The organism is Pseudomonas putida, assembly GCF_028682635.1.
In the GTDB taxonomy this organism is placed as follows: Bacteria; Pseudomonadota; Gammaproteobacteria; order Pseudomonadales; family Pseudomonadaceae; genus Aquipseudomonas; species Aquipseudomonas putida_AE.
In genome coordinates, this window is the sequence record NZ_JANHLK010000012.1 from 94,667 (window position 1) to 121,071 (window position 26,405).

Consider the following 26,405-nt stretch of genomic DNA (forward strand, 5'->3'; position numbering starts at 1 on the left):
AGTGCCGCGCAATCGCTTCATCCCCTCGCCGCACCGCTGCACCGCCACTCCATACCAAGGAGGTTCCCGAATGTTCGATTTCCACCCCCAGCTCAAGCAGCGCTTTGCTGCCTTGCGCACGGGCGCCGAATTCTTTTCCCTGCGTTATGTGCGCGAGTCCGGCCAGTACCTGTCGGTGCGCAAGAACGTCGCCGAACCGCCGAGCCTGAGCCGCGACGAAGGGGCGATGCTGACCGTGCGGGTCAATGGCGTGGAAGCCTATGCCGCCACCAACGATCTGTCGCAACAGGGCCTGCAAGCTGCCCTTGAGCGCGCCGAACAGCAGGCGCGCCGGCTCAAGCCTCACGCCTTGCTGGATCTGCGCGACCAGGCGGTATCCAGCGACCGTGCCGATTATTTCTCGCCGAACCTCGACCAGCCCTTCCCGGCCCTGAGCGACTGTTACGCCTTGCTCAGCGCCGAATCCGCCGCCGTGCCCAAGGACGAACGCCTGGTGAGCTGGCAGGTCAGCATCGGCATCACCCACGTCGAGCAGATCTACCTCAACAGCGCCGGCGCCGAACTGCGACAGGCCCAGCGCTTCGTCTACCCGGGCCTCGATGTCACCGCCTACGACGGCAACGACAGCCAGACCCGCACACTCGGCCGGGAAAACTTCGGTCAGCAGGGTGGCTTCGATGTCATCAGCCGCTGCGGACTGATCGGCGCAGGGGTGAAAATTGCCGATCAGGCGCTGCAATTGCTGCTGGCACCCAACACGCCGCAAGGTCCGCGCGACCTGCTGCTGATGCCCGACCAGATGATGCTGCAGATCCACGAATCCATCGGCCACCCGCTGGAACTGGACCGCATCCTCGGGGATGAGCGTAATTATGCCGGCACCAGCTTCGTCAAGGCCGGCGACTTCGGCCATCTGCAGTACGGCTCGCCATTGTTGAACGTGACGTTCGATCCCGATATCCCGGAACAGCTCGCCAGCTACGGCCATGACGACGACGGCACGGCCGCCAGCAAGCAGTTCCTGATTCGCCAAGGCCTGCTGCTGCGCCCCTTGGGCGGTGCACTCTCGCAGTTCCGCGCCGGCCTCGACGGGGTCGCCAACAGCCGCGCCTGCGGCTGGAACCGCCCACCGATCGACCGCATGGCCAACCTCAACATCGAGCCTGGCGACCAGCCGCTCGAGCAACTGATCGGCAACATCGAACACGGCATCCTGATGAGCACCAACCGCTCATGGTCCATCGACGATGCGCGCAACAAGTTCCAGTTCGGTTGCGAATGGGGCCAGTTGATCGAAAACGGCGAACTCAAGGGCGTGGTGAAGAACCCGAACTACCGGGCCATTTCCGCGCAGTTCTGGAAGAGCCTCAGCGCGGTCGGCGATGCCAGCACCTTCAAGGTCCTGGGCACACCGAACTGTGGCAAGGGCGAACCGAATCAAGTGATCCGCGTGGGCCATGCCTCGCCAGCCTGCGTGTTCAGCAACGTTGATGTATTTGGGGGAGACAGCTGATGACTACGTCGAAAGCCCAGGCCGAGTCGTTCAAGGCATTGGTCGCCGAATTACGCGAAGCGCTGCACGAATCGGAACAGTTCACCCTCAGCTACGCCGCCGAATCCTCGGCCTTCGTGCGCTTCAACCACGCCAAGGTGCGTCAGGCCGGGCAGGTGCAACAGGCGAGCATCGGTTTGAAACTGATCAACGATGGCCGCCACGCCGACCTGCAGATCACCCTGGCGGGCGACCCTGCAGTCGACTGTCAGCGCCTGGCGGAAGGCCTGCAACAGTTGCGCGAAACCTTGCCGCTGCTGCCCCAGGACCCGTACCTGCTGCTCAACCACAACGGTTGGCAAAGCAAAAACGTGCAGGAGCATCCGCTGCCGGACACCGAGCAAGTGGTCGCAGAAATCACCCAGGCCGCCGAAGGCCTGGACCTGGTCGGATTCTATGCCGCCGGGCCGATCAGCCGTGGTTTCGCCAGCTCCGCCGGGGCGTTCGGCTGGCACCAGGCCAACAGTTTCAACTTCGACTTCAGCCTGTTCCATGAGAACGGCCAGGCGGTGAAGGCCAGCTATGCCGGACACGACTGGAACAGCGCAGGCTTTGCCAAACGCTTCCAGCAGGCACGTGAGCAGCTTGAATACCTCGGACGGCCGCTGCGTACCCTGGCCCCAGGCCAATACCGCGCCTACCTGGCGCCCGCCGCGTTGGAAGAGATCATGGGCATGCTGTGCTGGGGTGGCTTTTCGGCACAGTCGATCGCCAGCAAAAGCAGCCCGCTGCAGAAGCTCTACGGGGGCGACCAGGCGTTCAGCCCGCTGGTTTCGCTGGATGAAAAGGTCAGCGGCTCGCTGAGCCCGGCGTTCTCCGACGAAGGTTATCCGCGCAGCGATCTGGGCTTGATTGTCGAAGGCCGGGCCGGTGCGCAACTGGTGGGTTCACGCAGCGCCGCCGAATACGGCTTGACCGCCAACGGCGCCAGCGGCGGGGAATCGCCGACGGCCCTGAACATGCAGGCCGGGGATTTGCCAGAGGCACAGATCCTCAAGCAACTCGGTACCGGCCTGTACATCAGCAACCTGTGGTACCTGAACTTCTCGGATCAACCGGCAGCACGCCTGACCGGCATGACACGCTTCGCAACCTTCTGGGTCGAGAACGGCGAGATCCAGGCACCGGTCAGCACCATGCGTTTCGACGACAGCGCCTACAGCCTGCTGGGTTCACAGCTGGAAGCGCTGACCGCGGAGCGCGAATTGCTCTTGTCGGCGAGCACCTACAGCCAGCGGGCGACGGCATCGGCGCTATTGCCGGGGGCGATCGTCCGGCGGCTGACGTTGACCCTGTAAACACAATCCCCCTGTGGGAGCGGGCTTGCTCGCGAAAGCGGTGGGTCATTCAGCATTGATGTTGAATGTGATGGCCCCTTCGCGAGCAAGCCCGCTCCCACAGGGTTCGGTTCCCTGACCACCACAAGAGGTCCCATGCCCAACCGCCCGCCTCTCGATCCGGTCACCGCCCGCTGGGTGCCTTGGGTCGTCGCCATTGCCTTCTTCATGCAGTCCCTCGACGGGACGATCCTCAACACCGCCCTGCCGGCCATGGCCAGCGACCTGGCGGAAGACCCGCTGCGCATGCAGGGCGTGATCATTGCCTACATGCTCACGGTCGCCTTGCTGATTCCCGCCTCTGGCTGGATCGCCGACCGTTTCGGTACGAAAAAAATCTTCTTCAGCGCGATCCTGCTGTTCAGTTTCGGCTCGCTGCTCTGCGCCTTGTCCAGCAGCTTGAGCATGCTGATCGGCGCCCGGGTGATCCAGGGCCTGGGTGGCGCGTTGATGCTGCCGGTCGGGCGACTGGTGGTGCTGCGCGCTTACCCGCGCTCGGAACTGGTACGAATCATGGGCTTCATCACCATTCCCGGCCTGCTCGGGCCGTTGATCGGCCCGACCATGGGTGGCTGGATGGTGGAGTACCTGACCTGGCACTGGATCTTTCTGATCAACCTGCCGGTGGGTCTTGTTGGCTGCTACGCCGTGTGGAAATTCATCCCCGACCTGCGTGGTTCCGAACGGACCCGCTTCGATAGCCTGGGGTTCCTGCTGTTCGGCGCGGCGATGATCCTGATCACCGTCGCCATGGAAGGCTTGGGCGAACTGCACCTGCCACACCTGCGGGTGATGCTGCTGCTGTTCGGCGGCATGGCCTGCCTCGCGGCCTACTGGCTGCGTGCGGGTCACATCGACAATCCGCTGTTCGCGCCATCGCTGTTCAAGACCCGGACCTTTGCCGTCGGCATTCTCGGCAACCTCTTCGCCCGGCTCGGCAGCGGCGCGCTGCCGTTCCTCGTACCGCTGTTGCTGCAAGTGGCGCTGGGCTATTCGCCGTCCCAGGCGGGGATGAGCATGCTGCCGCTGGCGGCTGCGGCGATGATCGCCAAGTGGGTGGCGCGACCACTGATCGAACGCCTGGGCTACCGTATCGTACTGACCGGTAACACCCTGGCGCTGGGGATCATGCTGGCCAGCATGGGCCTGGTCAGCGAGCAGACGCCCTACTGGCTGCTGCTGTGCCTGCTGGCAGTGCTGGGGGCGATCAACTCCCTGCAGTTCACCGCGATGAACACCGTGACCCTGATCGACCTTGATGACGCCAGTGCCAGCAGCGGCAACAGTCTGCTGTCGGTGGTCGCGCAATTGTCCCTGAGCCTGGGCGTGGCCTGCGCCGGCGCATTGCTCGGCGGGTTCACCGCTGGGATCGGCAAGGACGGGGTGGACACGGTTTTGGGGGCATTCCAGCTTACGTTCGTGACCGTGGGGATCATGGCGATGCTGGCCGCAACGATCTTCTCGCAACTGTCAAAGAATGACGGACGGCGAGTCAAACGTCCGGAAGAACACATAGAGCCTTAGGGCGAATGGCCATCGGACTGGTACACTGCGCGACATTTTGTTTTGCAGGCCAGTCCCGTGACCACCATCGCCACCGAATTTAATACTTTGCCGCTGTCCGCCGCCATGCTGGCTAACCTCGACTCCCTCGGTTATGCCCAGATGACGCCGATCCAGGCGCAAAGCTTGCCGGTGATCCTCAAGGGGATGGACCTGATCGCCCAGGCCAAGACCGGCAGCGGCAAGACCGCCGCCTTCGGTATCGGCCTGCTGAACCCGATCAATCCGCGCTACTTCGGTTGCCAGGCGCTGATCCTGTGCCCGACCCGCGAGCTGGCTGACCAGGTCGCCAAGGAAATCCGTCGCCTGGCCCGTGCCGAAGACAACATCAAGGTCCTGACCCTGTGTGGCGGCGTGTCCCTCGGCCCGCAGATCGCTTCGCTGGAACACGGCGCGCACATCATCGTCGGCACCCCGGGGCGCATCCAGCAGCACCTGCGCAAGGGCTCGCTGGTCCTGCACGGCCTCAACACCTTGATCCTCGATGAAGCCGACCGCATGCTCGACATGGGTTTCTACGACTCGATCGAAGAAATCATCATGCAGGCCCCGGAGCGTCGCCAGACCCTGCTGTTCTCCGCCACCTACCCGGTAGGCATCAAGCAGCTGGCCTCGAAGTTCATGCGCAACCCGCAGCAAGTGAAGGCCGAGGCGTTCCACGACGACACGCAGATCGAGCAGCGCTTCTACGAAATCTCCCCGGACGATCGCATGAGCGCCGTGACCAAGGTGCTGGGCCACTTCCGCCCGGCGTCCTGCGTGGCGTTCTGCTTCACCAAGCAGCAGGTCCAGGAAACCGTTGATCACCTGACGGCCAAAGGCATCTCCGCCGTCGGCCTGCACGGCGACCTGGAACAGCGTGATCGCGACCAGGTACTGGCGATGTTCGCCAACCGCAGCACCTCCGTGCTGGTGGCCACCGACGTCGCGGCCCGCGGCCTGGACATCGATTCCCTGGACATGGTGATCAACGTCGAACTGGCCCGTGATTCGGAAATCCACATCCACCGCGTCGGCCGTACTGGCCGCGCCGGTGAGAAAGGCCTCGCGATCAGCCTGGTGGCGCCGTCCGAAGCGCAGCGCGCCCAAGCCATCGAACAATTGCAGAAGACACCATTGACCTGGGATCAGGTGGACAACCTCACCTCCAAGGGTGGTGGTCCCCTGCTGCCTCAGATGAGCACCCTGTGCATCGGCGCAGGCCGCAAGGACAAGGTGCGTCCAGGCGACATTCTTGGCGCACTGACCGGTGAAGCGGGCATCCCGGGCGCCCAGGTCGGCAAGATCGCGATTTTCGACTTCCAGGCCTTCGTGGCCGTGGAACGCGGCGTCGCCAAGCAGGCCCTGCAACGCCTCAACGACGGCAAGATCAAGGGCCGTTCGTTGCGCGTGCGCATCCTGTAAGCGATCTTCGACCCAACGAAGATCCCCCTGTGGGAGCGGGCTTGCTCGCGAAAGCGGTTTATCAGTCGACATTGATGTTGAATGTGATGGCCCTTTCGCGAGCAAGCCCGCTCCCACAGTTTGTTTTGTGGTGATATACCGAGAGGACACCGTTTTGCGCTCTACCGAAGTCGTGATCATTGGCGCTGGCGCCGCAGGGTTGATGTGTGCACTGACCGCCGCCGGGCGCGGGCGCCAGGTGCTGTTGCTCGACCACGCCAACAAGGCCGGCAAGAAAATCCTGATGTCCGGCGGTGGCCGCTGCAATTTCACCAACATGTACACGGAACCGAGCAATTTCCTTTCGCAGAACGCCCACTTCTGCAAATCTGCCCTGGCCCGCTATACCCAGTGGGATTTCATCGGCATGGTGGCCAAGCACGGCGTGCCGTACCACGAGAAAAAGCTCGGCCAGCTGTTCTGCGATAACAAATCCAGCGACATTCTCGAAATGCTGCTCAACGAGTGCGATCAGGTCGGCGTCAGCCTGCACCTGGACACCTCGATCCAGACCATCGAGAAACTCGAGAAGGGCTATTTGCTGGACACCACCCTGGGCCAGGTGACGTGCGAATCGCTGGTGATCGCCACCGGCGGCCTGTCGATCCCGACCCTGGGCGCCACCGGTTTCGGCTACCAGGTGGCCAAGCAGTTCGGTCACGACCTGCTACCGACCCGCGCGGGGCTGGTGCCGTTCACCATCACCGATCAACTCAAGGAACTGTGCACCGAGTTGTCCGGTACCTCGGTGGATTGCCTGGTCAGCTGCAATGACCAGAGCTTTCGCGAGAACATCCTGTTCACCCACCGTGGCCTCAGCGGACCGGCGATCCTGCAGATTTCCTCGTTCTGGGAATCCGGCGACACGGTCGAGATCAACCTGATGCCCGACCACGACGTACCGTCCTGGCTGCAACAGCAACAGGCCGAACGCCCAAACAGCGAACTGAAAACCCTGCTCGGTGAAATCTTCACCAAGAAAATGGCCAATCTGCTGGCGGACAACTGGTTCGTTTCCAAACCGATGAAGCAGTACACCCACGGGGAAATTGCCGCCATCGCCGAGAAACTGGCGAGCTGGAAAGTGGTACCGGCCGGCACCGAAGGCTACCGAACCGCCGAAGTGACCCTGGGTGGCGTCGATACCAACGAGGTGTCGTCCAAGACCATGGAATCGCTGAAAAGCCCCGGCCTGTATTTCATCGGTGAAGTGCTGGACGTCACCGGCCATTTGGGCGGCTTCAACTTCCAGTGGGCCTGGGCCTCCGGCTACGCCGCCGCACAATACGTCTGACACCCTGCTCCCTGTAGGAGCTGGCTTGCCAGCGAAGGCGACCTGACAGTCAACAAAGATGTTGGATGTACCGGCCTCATCGCTGGCAAGCCAGCTCCTACAGGTTCTTTGTCTGCCTGAAGAAATGAGGCGGGCGTGTGACATCAAGGAACAGAAATTGCTGTCAGATGTGATCGCCGCCATTGCGTCGGCGTCATTACTGGCTCAATTTAGCGTCATTGCCTCGGAAGGCCTTCGCATTTCATGTCATCGACCTCGTTCCGTCAGTCTCTGCGCCGGCTTTGGGCGCTGGATAAATTCAGCTACAGCGTGCGGGTGTTCATCGCCCTGACCGGTACCATGGCTCTATGCTGGTATCAGGATGAAATGGGGCTGTTGATCCCGTTGTTCCTGGGGATTATCGCCAGCGCCCTGGCCGAGACCGATGACAGTTGGCAGGGCCGCCTCAACGCGCTGGCGGTGACACTGGTGTGTTTCGCCGTCGCCGCGCTGTCGGTCGAACTGCTGTTCCCCTACCCCATACTCTTCATCATCGCCTTCGCCCTCGCCGCCTTCTGCCTGACCATGCTCGGCGCACTTGGCGAACGCTATGGGGCGATTGCCTCGGCGACGCTGATCCTGTCGGTCTACACCATGATCGGCGTCGACCAGCGCGGTGGTGCGGTCACCGATTTCTGGCATGAGCCGGTGCTGCTGGTGGCCGGTGCCGCCTGGTACGGCCTGCTGTCGGTGCTGTGGCAGGCGCTGTTTTCCAACCAGCCGGTGCAGCAAAGCCTGGCGCGGCTGTTCCGTGAGCTGGGCTTTTACCTGAAGCTGAAGTCTTCGCTGTTCGAGCCGATCCGCCAGATGGACGTGGAAGCCCGGCGCCTGGAACTGGCCCAGCAGAACGGCCGGGTGGTTGCCGCGCTGAACGTCGCCAAGGAAATCATCCTGCACCGGGTCGGCAACGGTCGCCCAGGCTCTAAGGTCAGCCGCTACCTGAAGCTGTACTTCCTCGCCCAGGACATCCACGAGCGTGCCAGCTCCTCGCACTACCCTTACAACGCCCTGGCGGACGCGTTCTTCCACAGCGACGTGCTGTTCCGCTGCCAGCGCCTGCTGCGCCAGCAAGGCAAGGCGTGCCGGGCGCTGGCCGAGTCGATCCAGATGCGCCAGCCGTTCACCTATGACGCGAGTTTCGCCGAAGCCCTCGGCGACCTGCACGCCTCCCTCGAACACCTGCGCATCCAGAGCAATCCCGCCTGGCGCGGGCTGCTGCGTTCACTGCGGGCCCTGGCGGCCAACCTGGGCACGCTCGACCGCCTGCTCAGCGATGCCAGCAACCCCGACACCCTGGCCGACGCCACCGACAGCAGCCTGCTCGACCGCTCGCCACGCAACTTCAAGGATGTCTGGGTTCGCTTGCGCACGCAGCTGACGCCCACCTCCTTGTTGTTCCGCCATGCCCTGCGCCTGCCCCTGGCCTTGAGCATCGGCTACGCCATGGTGCATTTGATCCACCCGTCCCAGGGTTACTGGATCATCCTCACGACGCTGTTTGTCTGCCAGCCGAACTACGGTGCCACAAGGCGCAAGCTCGGCCAGCGGATCATCGGCACCGCCATCGGCCTGACCTTGGCCTGGGCGCTGTTCGACCTGTTCCCGAACCCGCTGGTCCAGTCCTGTTTCGCGATTGCCGCCGGGGTGGTGTTCTTTATCAACCGCACCACCCGCTACACCCTGGCGACGGCGGCGATCACCCTGATGGTGCTGTTCTGCTTCAACCAGGTGGGCGACGGTTACGGGCTGTTCCTGCCGCGGCTGTTCGATACGCTGCTCGGCAGCCTGATCGCCGGCCTGGCGGTGTTCCTGTTCCTGCCGGACTGGCAGGGTCGGCGCCTGAACAAAGTGCTGGCCAACACCCTGACCTGCAACAGCATCTACCTGCGCCAGATCATGCAGCAATACGCCGCCGGCAAAAGCGACGACCTGGCGTATCGCCTGGCGCGGCGCAACGCCCACAACGCCGATGCGGCGTTGTCGACCACCCTGGCCAACATGCTGATGGAGCCGGGACATTTCCGTAAGGAAGCGGATGTCGGCTTCCGCTTCCTGGTGCTGTCGCACACCTTGCTCAGTTATTTGTCCGGGCTGGGTGCGCATCGGGAAACCCAACTACCACAGGATGTGCGCGAACAACTGATCGAAGGCGCGGGCGTGAAACTGGCGGCCAGCATCGACGAAATCGCCCAAGGCCTGGCGAGCAAATCCGCGATTGCCATCCAGAGCGATGAGGAGGAAGCGCTGGCCAACGCGCTCGAACAGATGCCCGATGAAATCGATGAGGGTCAGCGCCTGGTGCAGACGCAACTGGGTTTGATCTGCCGGCAGCTGGGGCCGTTGCGCACGCTGGCGGCGCATCTGATCAAGGACACCAGTGAGGATTGAGCCATCAGCCTCGGCTTACATGCCGTGGCGTTTCATCAGCCGTGCATAAGTGCCGTCGGCCTTCATGGCCACGATGGCGCGATCAAAACCGGCGACGATCTGCTCATGCTGAGGATTTTTCAGGCTGACCAGAATGTGCAGGCCATTCTCGCTCAGCGGTTTGGGCAAGAACTCCACGGCATTGCGGACCTTGGGCGACTCACGGGCCAGGTAGTAACGAGCGACGTATTCGTCTTCCAGGGTCAGCTTGACCCTGTCGGCCGCGACCATGCGCACCGCCATGGCGAAGTTGTGCACCGGAATCTTCTGCAATGACACATCCTGATCGAAAGCCGGCGAATAGGCGTAGCCACGCACCACGGCAATCGGATAGGTGTACAGCTGCGGCAAAGTGCTGAATTCGATGGGAGCCTCTTTACGCTTGAGAAAGCGCACGCGATTGATCAGGTACTCGCCCGAAAACTGTCCGAGCTGTGTGCGCTCCTCGTTGAACCAGGCATTGACCAGAACGTCATAGCGACCCTCGCCCAACCCAAGCAACGCCCGTGCCCACGGCACCTGCTCGAAATCACTGGCATAGCCGGCCCGCGCCAGGGCGGTACTGACAATGTCCGTGGCCAACCCGCCGTTGAACAGCGTGGCGTCGGTAAAGGGTGGCCAGGCATCCGCCACCAGCCGCAATTTTTCTGCGGCCACACTTTCAGTCAGCAACAGCAATCCAAGCAAAGCAAAGGCTCGATGCAATCGCGGCATGCCAGAAAATCCTTAGCGGGCGGGCTGCCCGACGTGTTTTCAGCCAAAACGCCAAGACCCGTACCGGCACCCCCAGGCACTCAAATGTCAGCGCGTTGCAGCACTGCACAGCGCTTGATTGAAGATTACACAAAGAAGACAGCGTCGCGCCAAATGAATGATGGCATTTTGGTCTTTGTCATAGATTCCTGCGCCATAAAGACATCCTTCGTCGAGGCGCTTAGTATCAACAGGACGTTTTCAGGGAATCGACACATGACAATCAACTGGGTCTGTAAACACCACAGCGATCTGGGCAAGGAGCAGCTGTATGCCATTTTGCAGCTGCGCGCCGAAGTGTTCGTCATCGAACAGAAATGCATCTACCAGGACATCGATGGCCAGGATCTGGAGGGCGACACCTGCCATTTGATGGCCTGGGACGGAGATCGGCTGGTGGCGTATCTGCGCCTGCTCGATCCCGAGCTACAGGGCGGTGACGTGGTGATCGGGCGGGTGATCATTGCGCCACAGGCGCGAGGTACCGGGCTGGGGCATGAGATGATGGCCCAGGCGATGAAGCAGATTGAAAAGCGCTGGCCAGACATGCCGGTCTACCTCTCGGCCCAGGCGCATCTGCAGGGGTATTACGGGCGGTACGGGTTTGTGGTGGCGGGTGAGGAATACGTTGAGGATGGTATTCCACACATTGGCATGCGGCGTTCGTAAGGGCCCCTTCGCGAGCAAGCCCGCTCCCACATTGGAATGCGTTCCCCCTGTGGGAGCGGGCTTGCTCGCGAAGGCGTCAGATCAATCACCACAAAAACTCAGGGATACTCCAACACCGCCTTGATCTGCCGAAGATTACGCTCGATCCACCCGCGATCGATCGCCCCCCACCCGCGAATCCGATAGCGCCCGGCATGGTTGCGCGCGCCTTCTTCCTGCTCGAACTCGCAAACAATATCCAGGTCCGCCAGGGCGGCGATGGTGTCCTGGGCCGTGCGCCGGGGCATGCCGGTGGCTTCGGTCAATGCCGGAACGCTGCTGGCCAGGCCGCTGTCGATCAGGTACGCCACGTACAAGCGGCGGTAGAAGCTGCTCTTGGTCTTGCTTACGTCCATCCATGCGCTCCTTGTTCATTGGCTCTTTTCATTGCAGGTCGCGCCAGGTCAGGTACACCCGCACATCGAACTCCACCTGGTGATACCCCGGCAACATGTGCTCGCACAGCTTGTAGAAGGCCTTGTTGTGATCGGACTCCTTGAAGTGCGCCAACTCATGCACCACGATCATTTTCAGAAACTCCGAAGGCGCCTCCTTGAACAATGAGGCAATGCGGATTTCTTTCTTGGCCTTGAGCTTGCCGCCTTGCACCCGCGAGATGGTGGTGTGCAGGCCAAGTGCGCGGTGGGTCAGGTCCAGGCGATTGTCGAACAGCACCTTGTCGATGGACGGGGCGTTACGCAGGTATTCCTGCTTGAGGTCCAGCGCATAGGTGTACAGCGCCTTGTCGCTCTGGACCCCATGCTTTTGCGGGTAACGCTGGTTCAGGTAATCGCCCAGCCGACCGTCGGCGATCAACTGACGCACCTGGTCCTGCAAGGTAGCCGGGTAGGCCTGGAGGTATTTCAACGCGGTCATCGCAGCGGCAACACAAATCACGAAAAGGTCGCCAGTGTAGCGAATTCAGCCAGTCAGCGCGCCCCAGTCGAAGGGCTGCACAAAGCTCTCGGTGTCTTCGGCCATCATCGGTCGGGCCACCAGGAAGCCTTGCACATACTCACAGCCATTGGCTTGCAGCCACTGGTATTGCGCCATGGTTTCGACCCCTTCGGCAATCACCAGCATCCCGTACTCCTTGCACAGGTCGACCACATTGCGTACCAGCGCCGCGTCCCTTGAGGACTGCGGAAGCCGGCTGATCAGATGGCGGTCGAGTTTGAGTGTATCCAGTTGCAGATCGCGCAGGTGCGACAGTGAACACGGGCCGGAACCGAAATCGTCAAGCGCCACCCGCACCCCCAGATTGCGCAGCAAACGCAGCTGTTTACGGGTTTCCTCCGGATTATGCATCAAGGCCTCTTCCGTCACCTCGACTTCCATGTGACGTGGCTGCAAACCATGTCGCTCCAGTACCAGGCGCAACTCGGTGACCAGATGGGGCATGGCAAACTGGGTGCTGCTCAAGCTGACGCCCACCACCAGGTCCTCGGCAAACAATGTCTCCCAGGCTTTGCGTTGCCCGGCACTGCGCTGGTAGATCCAGCTGCCCAGGCGACTGATCAAGCGCGCCTCTTCCAGCAGCGGCAAAAACAAGCCTGGCGGAACATCGCCGACACTCGGGTGCTGCCAGCGCAACAACGCCTCGAACCCGCGAATCCGTCCATCGGCAACCGCCACCTGCGGCTGATACACGAGATTGAAATCACGGTTCTCGATGGCCGTTCGCACGCTTTCTTCGAGCATCAGCCGCGAACGTGCCCGGCCGTTCATTTCGTGATCGTAAAACCGATACTGTTGCCGGCCGGCGCGCTTGGCTTCGTACATGGCGATGTCGGACGCGCGCAGCAAGCCGTCGAGATTGGCGCCGCAGTCGGGGAACGTAGCAATGCCGATGCTGGCACCGAGGACGATATCCAGACCATCGATTTGCTGGCAGACCGACACCCGTTCGATGAGCTTTTCCGCAATCTTGGCCGCCTGCTCGGGAAACTCCAGGTCCAGCAACGCGGTGAATTCATCACCACCCATGCGTGCCAGGATATCGAACGGACGCAGGCAGGCCTTCAACTGTTCGGACACCCAACGCAACACCCGATCGCCAGCATCGTGGCCGAGAGAATCGTTTACCCGCTTGAAGCCATCGAGGTCCAGGTACAACAGGACCCAGGCGCTGTCGGCACGTTCGCCGCGCAACAGCAGGTTTTCCACGGTCTGGTAAAAGCCGCGACGGTTGAGCAGCCCGGTCAGCGGGTCGGTGACCGCCTGGAACTCGAGTTGCTGATGCAGGTGGCGCACCACCGACATGTCCAGCACTGTCACCACCATTGCATGTTGTTCCGTGGGCAGCGGCGCGCAAGAAAGTGCCACCGGCACCTGTTGCCCGGGGGCAGTACGCAGCAGGGCGTCGTGCAGGCGCAAGGTCTCGCCGCGCTTGTACCCGGCCAGCAGGTCAGAATCGGCCCAGACCGGTATGTGCGGTTTTTGCAGGAAATCCAGGAACTCCTTGCCCTGCAGCTCCTGCACCGTGGCGTTGAGCAGTCGCGACATCGCCGGGTTGGAAAATTGGATCAGGCCGTCCTCGCCGACCACCAGGATGCCCTCGGCGGCGTTGTCCAGCACCGAGGCGTTGAACGCGCGAGCGACCTCCAGGTCATGGCTCAGGCGCTGCAATGCCCGGCGATTGCGTTGATGCTCGAGCAGCGCCTGGACCTTGGGCTTGAGAATCTGCGGATCAAAGGGTTTGAACAGGTAATCCACCGCGCCACTGGCGTAACCCTTGATCACGGCGTCCTGGGACTGTTCGTTGGCGGTGAGGAAAATGATCGGTGTCAGGCGGGTCCTTTGGCTGCCGCGCATCAGGCGCGCCACTTCAAAACCGTCCATGCCCGGCATCTGCACATCCAGCAACACCAGGTCGACATCGTATTCAAGCAACAGCCCGAGCGCCTCGAAACCGGATGCAGCGGTGATCACCTGCCAATCCTGGCGCTGCAGCAAGGCGCGCATGCTCACCAGATTTTCAGGGTAATCATCGACGATCAACAGGGTTGAATTGCCTTCAGCTGGCATTGGGTGCGCGCATTCCATGCTGCTTCTCTAGGGCTGGATGTCAGGCCGACTTCTTGTGAAAACCGGACAGAAACTGTGCCTTCACTCTAGACCGGGATCTGCGAAAGCAGAAGGTGTCAGTGCGCCATCATTCGACCGAAGCGTCATTTGCCGACTAACGGTCGGCCACGCAGCCCGCTAAAACCGGGCAGGATGGCACTTCGACAGGATGTTGGCACCAATTAACTGCCCGGCGGGCGTTAACAAAATAGTCCTCTACGCTTATAAAGACCGCCCCCAAAGGCACGTGCCAGAGCGTTTGGCACGTGCGTGCAGCATTAATTCGCGGAAGCTTTGATTATGATTGACCTCGCAACCTGGAACCTCAGTGTTCCCGTCGGCAGCCCGCCCTACACGGTTGAAACCTCAAAACTGGTGGACGGCTTCAAGGATCAATACTTCCACTCTGACACCGGCGTTCTGTTTTTCTGGTCACCGGTGACCGGCTCGCGCACTGAAAACGCGATCTACCCTCGTACCGAGCTGCGTGAAACCTACAGCAACGGCACGCTGAAAAACTGGTTCTACCCGGACGCCGACAACTTGCTTCACGCCACCCTGGCGGTGAACCAGGTCCCGAGCTCGGGCAAGATCGTGATCGGGCAGATCCACGCCTATAACAGCCAGAAGCCGATGGTCAAACTCGAATACCAATACAAGACCAAGACCGAGACCGGCAACCTCGTGATCAAGGTGCGCATGCACCCAGACGACGCCGAAAGCCGGGTCATCACCCTCGCCACCGGGATCAAGCTCAATAATGAGTTCAACTACCTCATCCACCTGAGCCCCGGCGGCGCACTGGGCGTCAGTGCGGCGGGCTACCAGTGGGACACCAATATCAGCGCCACCTGGCGCGACAAACCGCTGTACTTCAAGGCTGGGGTGTATGTGCAGGACAACACCGGGTACACCAGTGAGGGCGGGAAAGTGACATTCAGCAAGCTGGATATCGATCACGATAAATAAGCGCTTTTCGAGTTCACAAAAAACCCGTCCCTCACGACGGGTTTTTTCATGCAATTCAACACTGAAAGCTTATTACCTGATATTCGCACCAACATAACAACATCGAATAAATAACTGTCATTTATAACAGGTGAATATTCGCGATCTCGAAATTATTCTTTTTCAGCGCCCCCCAATAGTTCTCCTGGTCTCCAGATCGAATCAAGGAAGGTTCCATGAGTGCTCAGCAAAAGATCAACATGCAGGGATACATCACTGCCGCCTATAGCGCCACTGATGAAGCAGGAACGCCTTACGAATTGAACATCACTTCCAGCACTGACAGAAGCGGCGCCATGACAGGTACATTGCGCGTTGGCATGATTGAGTACGTGTTGGTCGGGGACTATCGGTTCAGAAATTCGACTGGCGCGCAAACTGATATTTACTTTGCCGGGTCAAACGAACGTGACCACTACGCGCGATCCGGATATTTCATTCTCGAAGCCAGCGATCGGCGTTATGAATCACTCAAGGGAAAACGCGTATGTTGCGATCCTCATACTCAGACACTGCGCATACTTGATATAGAATTTGTCAGAATTACCGCTCTTCCATAAAAAACCCGCCGATCGGCGGGTTTTTTATCAAACACCTGAGGCTTAGTTGACCTTGGCGTTCAACTCACCTTTCAGATAACGCTGGAACATCGCTTCCAGGGAGATCGGCTTGATCTTCGAAGCGTTGCCCGCGGTACCGAAGGCTTCGTAACGGGCGATGCACACGTCGCGCATGGCAGTCACCGTGGCGCCGAAGAATTTACGTGGGTCGAACTCGCTCGGGTTGGTGGCCATCAGGCGACGCATGGCGCCGGTGGATGCCAGGCGCAGGTCGGTGTCGATGTTGACCTTGCGCACGCCGTGCTTGATGCCTTCGACGATTTCTTCAACCGGAACGCCGTAGGTTTCTTTAATGTCGCCGCCGTACTGGTTGATGATCGCCAGCCACTCTTGCGGAACCGAAGACGAACCGTGCATCACCAGGTGGGTGTTCGGGATGCGCTTGTGGATCTCTTTGATACGGTCGATCGCCAATACGTCGCCGGTAGGCGGTTTGGTGAACTTGTAGGCGCCGTGGCTGGTACCGATGGCGATGGCCAGGGCATCCACCTGGGTGCGCTTGACGAAGTCAGCGGCTTCTTCCGGGTCGGTCAGCATTTGGCTGTGATCCAGAACGCCCTCGGCGCCGATGCCGTCTTCTTCACCGGCCATGCCGGTTTCCAGCGAACCCAGGCAGCCCAGCTCGCCTTCTACCGATACGCCGCAGGCGTGAGCCATGGCCACGGTTTGTTGGGTGACGCGTACGTTGTAGTCGTAGTCGGTCGGGGTCTTGCCGTCTTCGCCCAGGGAACCGTCCATCATCACCGAGCTGAAGCCCAGTTGAATGGAGCGCTGGCAGACGTCAGGGCTGGTGCCGTGGTCCTGGTGCATGCACACCGGGATGTGCGGGAATTCTTCGATGGCTGCCAGGATCAGGTGACGCAGGAACGGTGCGCCGGCGTATTTGCGAGCACCGGCCGAAGCCTGGACGATCACCGGGGAGTCTGTCTTGTCAGCGGCTTCCATGATGGCGCGCATCTGCTCAAGGTTGTTGACGTTGAAGGCTGGAACGCCATAGCCGAACTCGGCTGCGTGGTCCAACATCTGGCGCATGCTGATAAGTGCCATTGTGTGTGTCTCTCCCGGTTTGGGTCGTTAATCGTGCCAGCCTGCCGTAGCGGCGGCGGCTATTCAAGTTATTGCAGATCGGGGGTTGGTCCGGGCTGCGAATACGGTCAATGCTTTTGCGGTCTGGCCGTTGTTATTGGGCTTTACAGCCTCGGCCAATCAAATCATTGGTGGCGACCCAGTAGACCAGGCCTTCCTCACCTTTTATGTGAAACGCCAGCATGTTGTCGCTGTACAGCGAACCCGACGCGCCCGGCTCCTGCTTCAGGCGATGGACCTGATCGGCCCCGCCCAGGCGCACGTCGACTTCGTTGTGGCTGTCGTCGGTGTAGCGCCAAACCACTTTGGCCTGGCTGTCGCAGGTCCAGGTGGTCCAGTCATCCGCCGCGGTGGTCGACTGGAACGGGTTCCAGTTGGCGCACCCGCCCAGCAATGCCAGCGCCGTAATGGCGATAAAGCCTTTCATCCGTGTCCCTCGACTGACGGCAGACACCGCCAGCCCTGAGTAAAGAGTCAGACCCGTCAAGGACAACCATGTTCCTTGGCGGGGGTCTGTGTCTCGTATTTGTCCAGGCCTTCAGGCCCGGAACGCTTGTTGAGCACCGGGTTGGTCTCCGCCTGCCAGTCGGCCTGGTTGCAACCGTTCCGGGGCGCGGACGGCGCGGGTTCCGGCGTGGCTTTGGGATTACTCCCGCAAGCCGCCAGCGATCCCGCGACGATCAACAGCGCTAAGGTCTTGACCATTTGAACACTCCCTTTCCTGGTCAAACGGGCGACCCTCAGGCCTTGGCCCGGCTTTCCAGGACTTCAACGGCTGGCAACACCTTGCCTTCGACGAACTCCAGGAACGCGCCGCCGCCGGTAGAAATGTAGGAGATTTGCTCGGCGACGCCATATTTATCGATGGCCGCCAGGGTGTCGCCACCGCCAGCAATGGAAAATGCCGCGCTGTCTGCGATGGCCTGGGCCAACACTTTGGTACCGTTACCGAACTGGTCGAATTCAAACACGCCGACCGGGCCGTTCCACAGGATGGTCTTGGACGATTTCAGCAGTTCGGCGAAATTGGCCGCCGTCTGCGGACCAATGTCCAGGATCATGTCGTCGGCGGCCACATCGGCGATCAGCTTCACAGTGGCCGTAGCGCTTTCAGCGAATTCCTTGGCGACCACCACGTCTACCGGCAGCGGCACGCTGACTTTGGCGGCGATGGCGCGAGCGGTGTCCAGCAGGTCCGGCTCGTACAGCGATTTGCCGACAGGGTGACCGGCAGCCGCCAGGAAGGTGTTGGCGATACCGCCGCCGACGATCAGTTGGTCGCAGATCTGGCTCAGGCTGTTGAGCACGTCTAGCTTGGTCGAGACCTTGGAACCTGCCACGATGGCGGCCATTGGCTGAGCCGGGGCGCCGAGCGCCTTGCCCAGTGCGTCCAGTTCGGCCGCCAGCAAAGGACCGGCAGCGGCAATCTTGGCGAACTTGGCCACGCCGTGGGTCGAACCCTCGGCACGGTGCGCGGTGCCAAAGGCGTCCATCACGAACACGTCGCACAGGGCCGCATACTGCTGGGCCAGCTCATCGGCGTTCTTCTTTTCGCCCTTGTTGAAGCGCACGTTTTCAAACAGGACGATGTCGCCGGCTTTCACGTCGACGCCGCCCAGGTAGTCAGCCACCAGCGGCACTTCGCGACCCAAGGCCTTGCTCAGGTAGTCGGCCACTGGCTTGAGGCTGTTCTCGGCCGAGAATTCGCCTTCGGTCGGACGGCCAAGGTGCGAGCAGACCATCACGGCCGCGCCTTTTTCCAGGGCCAGCTTGATGGTCGGCAGCGAAGCCAGGATTCGCGCATCGCTGGTGACGGCACCGTCCTTGACTGGGACGTTGAGGTCTTCGCGAATCAGTACGCGCTTACCTTGCAGATCGAGGTCGGACATCTTCAACACGGTCATGGGTCGCATTTCCTGAGTAGCTGTTCTTAGAGAGCAGGTTTTTTTGAGGCTGTGTGCAGATAGTGTTCCGCAACGTCCAGCATTCGGTTGGCAAAACCCCATTCGTTGTCGAACCAGGCCAGGATGTTCACCAGCCTTGGGCCGGAAACTCGAGTCTGACTGGCATCGACGATCGCCGAATGTGGGTCGTGGTTGAAATCACAACTTGCGTGGGGCAACTCGGTGTAGGCCAGCAGACCTTTGAGCGGGCCGCTGGTGGCAGCCTCGCGCAGGATCCGGTTGACCTCGGCGGCGTCGGTGTCGCTCACGGTCTGCATCGTGATGTCGAGGCAAGACACGTTAACCGTCGGCACACGTACGGCTTTGGCCTGAATTCGCCCGGCAAGTTCCGGCAGCAAACGTTCGATGCCGCGCGCCAGACCAGTGGACACCGGAATCACCGACTGAAACGCCGAACGGGTGCGGCGCAAGTCTTCGTGATGGTAGGCGTCGATCACCGGCTGGTCGTTCATGGCCGAGTGGATCGTGGTGATCGACACGTACTCTAGACCAATGGCCTGGTCCAGCAGGCGCAACAGCGGCACACCACAGTTGGTGGTGCAGGAGGCGTTGGACACCAGCAGCTCGTCGCCGGTCAGGCAATCCTGGTTCACACCGTAGACGATGGTGGCGTCGACATCCGCCTCGCTGGCCATCGGCTGGGAAAACAGCACGCGCGGCGCGCCGGCGTCGAGGAACCGCTGGCCGTCTTCGCGAGTGTGGTAGGCGCCGGAGCATTCCAGCACCAGATCGACGCCCAACGACGCCCAATCGATGCCTTCGGGAGTGGCACTGCGCAGGACCTTCACGCAGTCGCCATTAATATGCAGACAATCGCCGTCGACCTTCACTTCTCCGGGAAAACGCCCGTGGGTGGAGTCGAAGCGTGTCAGGTATTCAATACTGGCCATGTCGGCCAGGTCGTTGATCGCGACAATTTCAAACCCGGCCTTTTCGCCTCGCTCGAACAACGCACGCAAGACGCAGCGACCAATCCGGCCGTAGCCGTTGAGTGCAACTTTGTAGGGACGCGGTTGAGGCATTGGGGTTCTCGATAGACGCAGTCAGACGAAATTCTTATGTGCAACTCGCCCCTTGCAGGAGCGAGCTTGCTCGCGATGGACTTAAGGACAACGCATTTATCCAGATAGCCAGCGTTATCGTTAACGACCATCGCGAGCAAGCTCGCTCCTACAGGGGGGGACGGCGGCGGTCTTGAAACCGCCGCGTTTTGCTTAGTCTTCCAGCAGCTCTTCAGCCTGACCCAGGATGTTTTCCAGGGTGAAGCCGAACTCTTCGAACAAGGCAGGCGCAGGCGCCGACTCGCCGTAGGTGGTCATGCCGATCACGCGACCTTCCAGGCCGACGTACTTGTACCAGTAGTCGGCGATGGACGCCTCGATGGCGATACGGGCGCTGACCTGCAACGGCAGGACCGATTGCTTGTAGCCGGCGTCCTGGGCATCGAACACGCTGGTGCATGGCATGGAAACCACACGCACCTTGCGGCCCTGCTCGGTCAGTTTGTCGAAGGCCTGAACGGCCAGACCCACTTCGGAACCGGTGGCGATCAGGATCAGCTCAGGCTCGCCTGCGCAGTCCTTGAGCACATAGCCACCGCGGCTGATGTCGGCGATCTGGCCGGCATCACGGGTTTGGTGCTGCAGGTTCTGACGCGAAAAGATCAGGGCCGAAGGACCATCTTTACGCTCCAGCGCATACTTCCAGCACACCGCCGATTCAACGGCATCGGCCGGACGCCAGGTGTCGAGGTTCGGCGTGCAGCGCAGGCTGGCCAGTTGCTCGATTGGCTGGTGAGTCGGGCCGTCTTCGCCAAGACCGATGGAGTCGTGGGTGTAGACGTGGATCACGCGCTGCTTCATCAGGGCCGACATGCGTACCGCGTTGCGCGCGTATTCCATGAACATCAGGAAGGTCGCGCCGTAAGGCACCAGGCCGCCGTGCAGGGCCACGCCGTTCATGATTGCGGTCATGCCGAACTCGCGCACGCCGTAGTACATGTAGTTGCCGCTGGCGTCATCGGCGGTGACACCTTTGCAACCTTTCCACAGGGTCAGGTTGGAACCGGCCAGGTCAGCCGAACCGCCGAGGAACTCTGGCAGCAGCGGACCGAACGCGTTCAGGGCGTTCTGGCTGGCTTTACGGCTGGCGATGGTTTCGCCCTTGGCGGCCACTTCGGCGATGTAGGCAGCGGCTTTTTCCGAGAAGTCAGCCGGCAGCTCGCCGCTCAGACGACGGATCAGCTCGTTGGCTTCGGTCGGGAACGCGGCGGAGTAGGCCGCGAAACGCTGGTCCCACTCGGCTTCCACGGCGCGGCCAGCTTCCTTGGCGTCCCACTCGGCATAGATGTCGGCCGGGATTTCGAACGGGCCGTGGTTCCACTTCAGCGCTGCACGGGTCAGGGCGATTTCCGCGTCACCCAGCGGGGCGCCGTGGCAGTCTTCCTTGCCTTGCTTGTTCGGCGAACCGAAGCCGATGGTGGTCTTGCAGCAGATCAGGGTCGGCTGCGAGCTCTTGCGCGCGGTCTCGATCGCCGTCTTGATCTCTTCCGGGTCATGACCGTCGACGTTGCGGATCACTTGCCAGTTGTAGGATTCGAAGCGCTTTGGCGTGTCATCGGTGAACCAGCCTTCGACTTCGCCGTCGATGGAGATGCCGTTGTCATCGTAGAAGGCGATCAGTTTGCCCAGGCCCAGGGTACCGGCCAGGGAGCTGACTTCGTGGGAGATGCCTTCCATCATGCAGCCATCACCCAGGAACACGTAGGTGTGGTGGTCGACGATGTTGTGGCCAGGACGGTTGAACTGCGCCGCCATGACTTTTTCAGCCAGGGCAAAGCCCACGGCATTGGCCAGGCCCTGACCCAGTGGACCGGTGGTGGTCTCGACGCCTGGGGTGTAGCCCAACTCCGGGTGGCCCGGGGTGCGGCTGTGCAGCTGGCGGAACTGTTTCAGGTCATCGATCGACAGGTCGTAGCCGGTCAGGTGCAGCAGCGAGTAGATCAGCATCGAGCCGTGACCGTTGGACAGCACGAAGCGGTCACGGTCGGCGAACGATGGATTGCTCGGGTTGTGCTTGAGGTAGTCGCGCCAAAGCACCTCGGCGATATCCGCCATACCCATGGGGGCACCGGGATGGCCGCTGTTGGCTTTTTGCACGGCATCCATGCTGAGGGCACGAATGGCGTTGGCACGCTCACGACGGCTAGGCATCGCTGATCTCCTGGGGTTTGATATAAACGAATCGGAAAAAGGCGAGCATTTTCCCTCACCGGGACACCTTGGGGCAATGACAGAAAGTCATCTGAAGGCGTTTTTCCCATGCTTGTTGACGGATTAGGCGGGTGAAACCTTTCCGCTGTTGCCTTGTAGAGTTAACCAGTTCGTGAGAAGTGCCATCTATCGATCAATATCAAAACTTTTTGATATTGATCTTGCGGTGCTTCCGGTGCGTGACTAGACTGCCGGCCTATGAATTTACGCGCGCCCTCCATTCGCCAGGACGATTGTGATGAGCTGGCGGCCTTGTGCAAGGCCGGCGGTGATCCCCTGCGCCTGAATGTCTTGCGCGCGCTGACCAACGATTCGTTCGGCGTACTGGAACTGGCGCAGATCTTCGGCATCGGCCAATCGGGCATGAGTCATCACCTCAAGGTGCTGGCCCAGGCTGACCTTGTCGCCACCCGCCGTGAAGGCAATGCGATTTTCTACCGTCGCGCCCTGCCCCACACCGAGTTGCCGGGGGGCAAACTGCACGCGGCCCTGCTTGAAGAAGTGGACAACCTGACCTTGCCTGCCGACGTGCAGATGCGCATCACTCAAGTGCACAAGCAACGCGAGGCGGCCAGCCAGGACTTTTTCTCACGGGTCGCCGAGAAATTTCGCGCCCAGCAAGACCTGATCGCCGGCCTGGCGCAGTACCGCGAAAGCGTGGTGGCCCTGCTCGACAAACTGAGCTTTGGCAGCGCGGCCACGGCGATCGAAGTCGGCCCCGGCGACGGCGCCTTCCTGCCGGAACTGGCACGTCGTTTCACCCAGGTCACGGCACTGGACAATAGCCAGGCCATGCTCGAACTGGCGCGCCAGGTGTGCGAACGCGATTCGCTGACTAACGTTAGCCTGCAACTGGCCGATGCCTTGAACGGCGTCAGCCTCAAGGCCGATTGCGTGGTACTGAACATGGTGCTGCATCACTTTGCCGCGCCGGCCGATGCGCTCAAGCACATGGCCAATTTGCTGCAACCAGGCGGCAGCCTGCTGGTGACAGATTTATGCAGCCACAACCAGAGTTGGGCCAAGGAGGCCTGCGGTGATCTCTGGCTGGGGTTTGAACAGGACGATCTGGCCCGTTGGGCCACCGCTGCGGGACTCGTCCCCGGAGAAAGCCTCTATGTAGGCTTACGTAATGGTTTCCAGATCCAGGTCCGCCATTTTCAGCGGTCGGCTGGCGACACTCACCATCGGTAATTTCAGGAAAACATCGAGATGAGCGAATACTCCCTTTTCACCTCCGAGTCCGTGTCTGAAGGGCATCCGGACAAAATCGCCGACCAGATTTCTGATGCGGTGCTGGACGCCATCATCGCTGAAGACAAGTTCGCCCGCGTGGCGTGCGAGACTCTGGTGAAAACCGGCGTGGCGATCATCGCCGGCGAAGTCACCACCTCGGCCTGGGTTGACCTGGAGCAGATCGTTCGTGACGTCATCACCGACATCGGCTACACCAGCTCCGACGTCGGCTTCGACGGCGCGACCTGCGGCGTGATGAACATCATCGGCAAGCAGTCCCCTGACATCAACCAGGGTGTCGACCGCGCCAAGCCCGAAGATCAGGGCGCTGGCGACCAGGGCCTGATGTTCGGCTACGCCAGCAACGAAACCGACGTGCTGATGCCAGCCCCGATCACGTTCTCGCACCAGCTTGTACAAAGGCAAGCCGAAGCCCGCAAGTCCGGCCTGCTGCCGTGGCTGCGTCCGGACGCCAAGTCCCAGGTCACCTGCCGTTACGAAGGCGGCAAGGTCGTGGGTATCGACGCCGTTGTGCTGTCGACCCAGCACAACCCGGACGTGTCGTACAAAGACCTGCGCGAAGGCGTGATGGAGCTGATCGTCAAGCACGTCCTGCCTGCCGAACTGCTGAGCAAAGACACGCAGTTCCACATCAACCCGACCGGCCAGTTCATCATCGGTGGCCCGGTGGGCGACTGCGGCCTGACCGGCCGCAAGATCATCGTCGACAGCTACGGCGGCATGGCCCGCCACGGCGGTGGCGCGTTCTCCGGCAAGGATCCATCCAAGGTTGACCGCTCGGCCGCCTATGCCGGTCGTTACGTGGCCAAGAACATCGTCGCTGCCGGCCTGGCCGAGCGTTGCGAAATCCAGGTGTCCTACGCCATCGGTGTCGCCCAGCCGACCTCGATCTCGCTGAACACCTTCGGCACTGGCAAGATCAGCGATGACAAGATCGTCAAACTGGTCCGCGAAGTGTTCGACCTGCGTCCTTACGCAATCACCACCATGCTCGACCTGCTGCACCCGATGTACCAGGAAACCGCAGCGTACGGCCACTTCGGTCGCACCCCGGCAACCAAGACGGTTGGCGAAGACACCTTCACCACCTTCACCTGGGAAAAAACCGACCGCGCCGAGCACCTGCGCACCGCAGCCGGCCTGTAAGTCTTCCGGGTGGTACCCGAAACCCCGCACGGTTCGCCGTGCGGGGTTTTTTCATGCCTGGAAACAATCCCGCATTACCACCCGCCCACTGCTGACTAACCTTCAGGCACCTCCATCGAGCAAGGACGCTCACGATGCTGCCCCGCCTGCTGACCGCTTTACTCCTGACTTTCGTTTGCCTGGACACTACTGCTGACGAATGCCCCGCCTGGCCCCCCGCACGTGCCGCGCAGGAAATCGCCGCGCTGCAAAAACAGATCGAGCGTTGGGATGACAGCTATCACCGTGAAGGTCGCTCGCTGATTGCCGACGAACTCTACGATCAGTCCCTGGCACGCCTGGCCGAGTGGCGCCAATGCTTCAGCCTCGGTGTGGCCACCGATCCATTGCGCACCGCGACCGGACCGCTGGTCCACCCGGTGCCTCATACCGGCCTGGAAAAACTGCGTGACGGTCGCGCCGTCGAACACTGGCTGCGTGATCGCGCGGATGTCTGGGCGCAGCCCAAGGTCGACGGCGTGGCGGTGACGCTGGTGTACCGCCAAGGCCTGCTGGCACAGGCGATCAGTCGCGGCGACGGTGTGCAGGGCCAGGACTGGACCGCGTCGGCGCGCCAGATCGCCGACATTCCGCAACGCCTGTCAGAGCCACGGGACCTGGTGGTGCAAGGTGAGCTCTACTGGCGCCTGACGGACCACGTGCAAGCCACCGACGGCAGCCTCAACGCCCGCGGCACAGTAGCCGGCTTGATGGCGCGCAAGACGTTGAGCGTCGGGCAGGCCGAGGGGATCGGCCTGTTTGCCTGGGAATGGCCCCACGGCCCGACGAACTTGCCGGCCCGTATCGCGGAGCTGGAAAAACTGGGTTTCGCCGGTACCGCGCAGTACACCCAGGCCATCACTTCAGTGGACGATGTCGAACGCTGGCGTGATCACTGGTATCGCTCGCCCCTGCCGTTCGCCAGCGACGGGATTGTCCTGCGCCAGGCGCAGCGCCCACCTGCCAATCGCTGGCAGGCAAAGGCGCCGTACTGGATCGCTGCCTGGAAGTATCCCTTCGCCCAGACACTGGCCGAGGTGCGCAAGGTTCACTTCCAGATTGGCCGCACGGGGCGGATCACCCCCGTGCTGGAGTTGACCCCGGTAACCCTCGATGACCAGCAGATCAAGCGCGTCAGCGTCAGCTCCCTGCAACGTTGGCAAACCCTGGATATTCGACCGGGCGACCAGGTGGCCATCAGCCTCGCCGGGCTGACCATTCCCAGGCTCGATGGCGTGGTGCTGCGCAGTACCGAACGCGTGGAAATGAACGTGCCGCTGGCAGCCGACTTCCATCCCTTGAGCTGTTGGCAGCCAACCCCGGGATGCGAAAGCCAGTTCCTCGCGCGCCTGACCTGGCTCAGCGGCAAGCACGGACTGGCCCTGCCCCATGTCGGCCCCGGCACTTGGGAAAAACTTCTTGAAACAGGTCGCCTGAACAGCCTGTTGGATTGGTTGACCCTCGATGCTCAAGAGCTTGCTAACATTGACGGTTTCGGCGAGCGCAGCGCTGCCCGGTTGGCCACCAGTTTCGAGAGTGCCCGGCAACGCCCGTTCGCCCGCTGGCTCAAGGCCCTGGGCATGCCTCCGACCGGCCGGGCGTACCTCGGCGATTCATGGCATGAGCTGGCGCAACGAGACATCGAGCAATGGCAGGCCCAGCCCGACATCGGACCAGGACGCGCGACACAGTTGAGCGCATTTTTCCGCGATCCGCAGGTCCTGGCCCTGAGTGAAACGCTGCGCCGGGCCGGCATGGACGGTTTTTAGTCTTGACCCGGTGACGTCCGTGCGCCCGGGAACCCAATAGTCCCGATGGGCTCAAACATGCC

At 61.4% G+C, this 26,405-nt stretch carries 22 protein-coding genes; 12 read left to right on the plus strand and 10 right to left on the minus strand.

Features of this window, described 5'->3' with window-relative positions:
* The first annotated feature begins 70 nt into the window (after window positions 1-70).
* The 6 genes from NPS56_RS16610 to yccS all read left to right on the plus strand — a co-directional run bounded on the left by NPS56_RS16610 (window position 71) and on the right by yccS (window position 9,616).
* On the plus strand, window positions 71-1,513 hold the full coding sequence (locus NPS56_RS16610) for a TldD/PmbA family protein (protein ID WP_274075589.1): 1,443 nt from the start codon (window positions 71-73) through the stop codon (window positions 1,511-1,513).
* Window positions 1,513-2,850 (plus strand): TldD/PmbA family protein, encoded by a 1,338-nt coding sequence (locus NPS56_RS16615; protein WP_274075590.1) that lies wholly within the window; start codon window positions 1,513-1,515, stop codon window positions 2,848-2,850. The genes NPS56_RS16610 and NPS56_RS16615 overlap by 1 nt, the downstream gene beginning before the upstream one ends.
* A gap of 135 nt (window positions 2,851-2,985) precedes the next feature.
* Window positions 2,986-4,413 carry a multidrug transporter subunit MdtD gene (gene mdtD / locus NPS56_RS16620; RefSeq protein WP_274075591.1) on the plus strand — a complete coding sequence of 476 codons (1,428 nt, stop codon included), beginning with the start codon at window positions 2,986-2,988 and terminating at the stop codon, window positions 4,411-4,413.
* Window positions 4,414-4,518: 105 nt separating this feature from the next.
* Window positions 4,519-5,856, plus strand: coding sequence for an ATP-dependent RNA helicase DbpA (dbpA, locus tag NPS56_RS16625; protein WP_425313632.1), 1,338 nt, complete (start codon window positions 4,519-4,521; stop codon window positions 5,854-5,856).
* A 154-nt stretch (window positions 5,857-6,010) separates the two neighbouring features.
* Window positions 6,011-7,189: an NAD(P)/FAD-dependent oxidoreductase gene (locus NPS56_RS16630; protein ID WP_274075593.1), complete on the plus strand. Its 1,179-nt coding sequence runs from the start codon at window positions 6,011-6,013 to the stop codon at window positions 7,187-7,189.
* Window positions 7,190-7,432: 243 nt separating this feature from the next.
* Window positions 7,433-9,616 (plus strand): YccS family putative transporter, encoded by a 2,184-nt coding sequence (gene yccS / locus NPS56_RS16635; RefSeq protein ID WP_274075594.1) that lies wholly within the window; start codon window positions 7,433-7,435, stop codon window positions 9,614-9,616.
* Window positions 9,617-9,631: 15 nt separating this feature from the next.
* Here yccS and NPS56_RS16640 read toward each other — a convergent pair whose 3' ends face one another.
* A complete protein-coding gene (locus tag NPS56_RS16640; protein WP_274075595.1) occupies window positions 9,632-10,369 on the minus strand; it encodes a substrate-binding periplasmic protein in 738 nt (245 codons plus the stop codon).
* Between the two features lie 255 nt (window positions 10,370-10,624).
* Between NPS56_RS16640 and NPS56_RS16645 the strand changes: the two genes are divergently transcribed.
* Window positions 10,625-11,077, plus strand: coding sequence for a GNAT family N-acetyltransferase (locus NPS56_RS16645; protein WP_274075596.1), 453 nt, complete (start codon window positions 10,625-10,627; stop codon window positions 11,075-11,077).
* Between the two features lie 98 nt (window positions 11,078-11,175).
* Here NPS56_RS16645 and NPS56_RS16650 read toward each other — a convergent pair whose 3' ends face one another.
* From NPS56_RS16650 to NPS56_RS16660, 3 genes are read right to left on the minus strand one after another with little or no spacing between them, the layout of a single operon-like run.
* Window positions 11,176-11,472 (minus strand): winged helix-turn-helix domain-containing protein, encoded by a 297-nt coding sequence (locus NPS56_RS16650; RefSeq protein ID WP_274075597.1) that lies wholly within the window; start codon window positions 11,470-11,472, stop codon window positions 11,176-11,178.
* A gap of 28 nt (window positions 11,473-11,500) precedes the next feature.
* A complete protein-coding gene (locus tag NPS56_RS16655) occupies window positions 11,501-11,992 on the minus strand; it encodes a M48 family metallopeptidase (RefSeq protein ID WP_274075598.1) in 492 nt (163 codons plus the stop codon).
* A gap of 45 nt (window positions 11,993-12,037) precedes the next feature.
* Window positions 12,038-14,161 carry a putative bifunctional diguanylate cyclase/phosphodiesterase gene (locus NPS56_RS16660; protein ID WP_274075599.1) on the minus strand — a complete coding sequence of 708 codons (2,124 nt, stop codon included), beginning with the start codon at window positions 14,159-14,161 and terminating at the stop codon, window positions 12,038-12,040.
* 321 nt (window positions 14,162-14,482) lie between these two features.
* Here NPS56_RS16660 and NPS56_RS16665 point away from each other — a divergent pair, with 321 nt between their 5' ends.
* Both NPS56_RS16665 and NPS56_RS16670 read left to right on the plus strand, forming a co-directional pair.
* The gene (locus NPS56_RS16665) at window positions 14,483-15,151 is read left to right on the plus strand and encodes a polysaccharide lyase family 7 protein (protein WP_274075600.1); all 669 of its coding nucleotides are present in this window, start codon (window positions 14,483-14,485) and stop codon (window positions 15,149-15,151) included.
* A 215-nt stretch (window positions 15,152-15,366) separates the two neighbouring features.
* Window positions 15,367-15,750, plus strand: a complete 384-nt coding sequence (locus tag NPS56_RS16670) for a hypothetical protein (protein WP_274075601.1) — start codon at window positions 15,367-15,369, stop codon at window positions 15,748-15,750.
* A 42-nt stretch (window positions 15,751-15,792) separates the two neighbouring features.
* Here NPS56_RS16670 and fba read toward each other — a convergent pair whose 3' ends face one another.
* The 6 genes from fba to tkt form a co-directional block, all read right to left on the minus strand.
* Window positions 15,793-16,857 (minus strand): class II fructose-bisphosphate aldolase, encoded by a 1,065-nt coding sequence (fba, locus tag NPS56_RS16675; protein WP_019694035.1) that lies wholly within the window; start codon window positions 16,855-16,857, stop codon window positions 15,793-15,795.
* Between the two features lie 133 nt (window positions 16,858-16,990).
* Complete coding sequence (locus tag NPS56_RS16680; protein ID WP_274075602.1) at window positions 16,991-17,323, minus strand: MliC family protein; 333 nt, start codon at window positions 17,321-17,323, stop codon at window positions 16,991-16,993.
* 56 nt (window positions 17,324-17,379) lie between these two features.
* Entirely contained in the window at window positions 17,380-17,601 is a 222-nt protein-coding gene (locus NPS56_RS16685) for a hypothetical protein (RefSeq protein ID WP_274075603.1), read from the minus strand.
* A gap of 35 nt (window positions 17,602-17,636) precedes the next feature.
* Window positions 17,637-18,800, minus strand: coding sequence for a phosphoglycerate kinase (locus tag NPS56_RS16690; RefSeq protein WP_274075604.1), 1,164 nt, complete (start codon window positions 18,798-18,800; stop codon window positions 17,637-17,639).
* A gap of 26 nt (window positions 18,801-18,826) precedes the next feature.
* Window positions 18,827-19,882, minus strand: a complete 1,056-nt coding sequence (gene epd / locus NPS56_RS16695) for an erythrose-4-phosphate dehydrogenase (protein ID WP_274075605.1) — start codon at window positions 19,880-19,882, stop codon at window positions 18,827-18,829.
* Window positions 19,883-20,074: 192 nt separating this feature from the next.
* A complete protein-coding gene (tkt, locus tag NPS56_RS16700; protein WP_274075606.1) occupies window positions 20,075-22,072 on the minus strand; it encodes a transketolase in 1,998 nt (665 codons plus the stop codon).
* 258 nt (window positions 22,073-22,330) lie between these two features.
* Here tkt and NPS56_RS16705 point away from each other — a divergent pair, with 258 nt between their 5' ends.
* The 3 genes from NPS56_RS16705 to ligB all read left to right on the plus strand — a co-directional run bounded on the left by NPS56_RS16705 (window position 22,331) and on the right by ligB (window position 26,343).
* The gene (locus tag NPS56_RS16705) at window positions 22,331-23,326 is read left to right on the plus strand and encodes an ArsR/SmtB family transcription factor (RefSeq protein WP_274075607.1); all 996 of its coding nucleotides are present in this window, start codon (window positions 22,331-22,333) and stop codon (window positions 23,324-23,326) included.
* Window positions 23,327-23,344: 18 nt separating this feature from the next.
* Entirely contained in the window at window positions 23,345-24,535 is a 1,191-nt protein-coding gene (gene metK, locus NPS56_RS16710) for a methionine adenosyltransferase (protein ID WP_274075608.1), read from the plus strand.
* A gap of 134 nt (window positions 24,536-24,669) precedes the next feature.
* A complete protein-coding gene (ligB, locus tag NPS56_RS16715) occupies window positions 24,670-26,343 on the plus strand; it encodes an NAD-dependent DNA ligase LigB (protein WP_274075609.1) in 1,674 nt (557 codons plus the stop codon).
* Window positions 26,344-26,405: the final 62 nt, after the last annotated feature.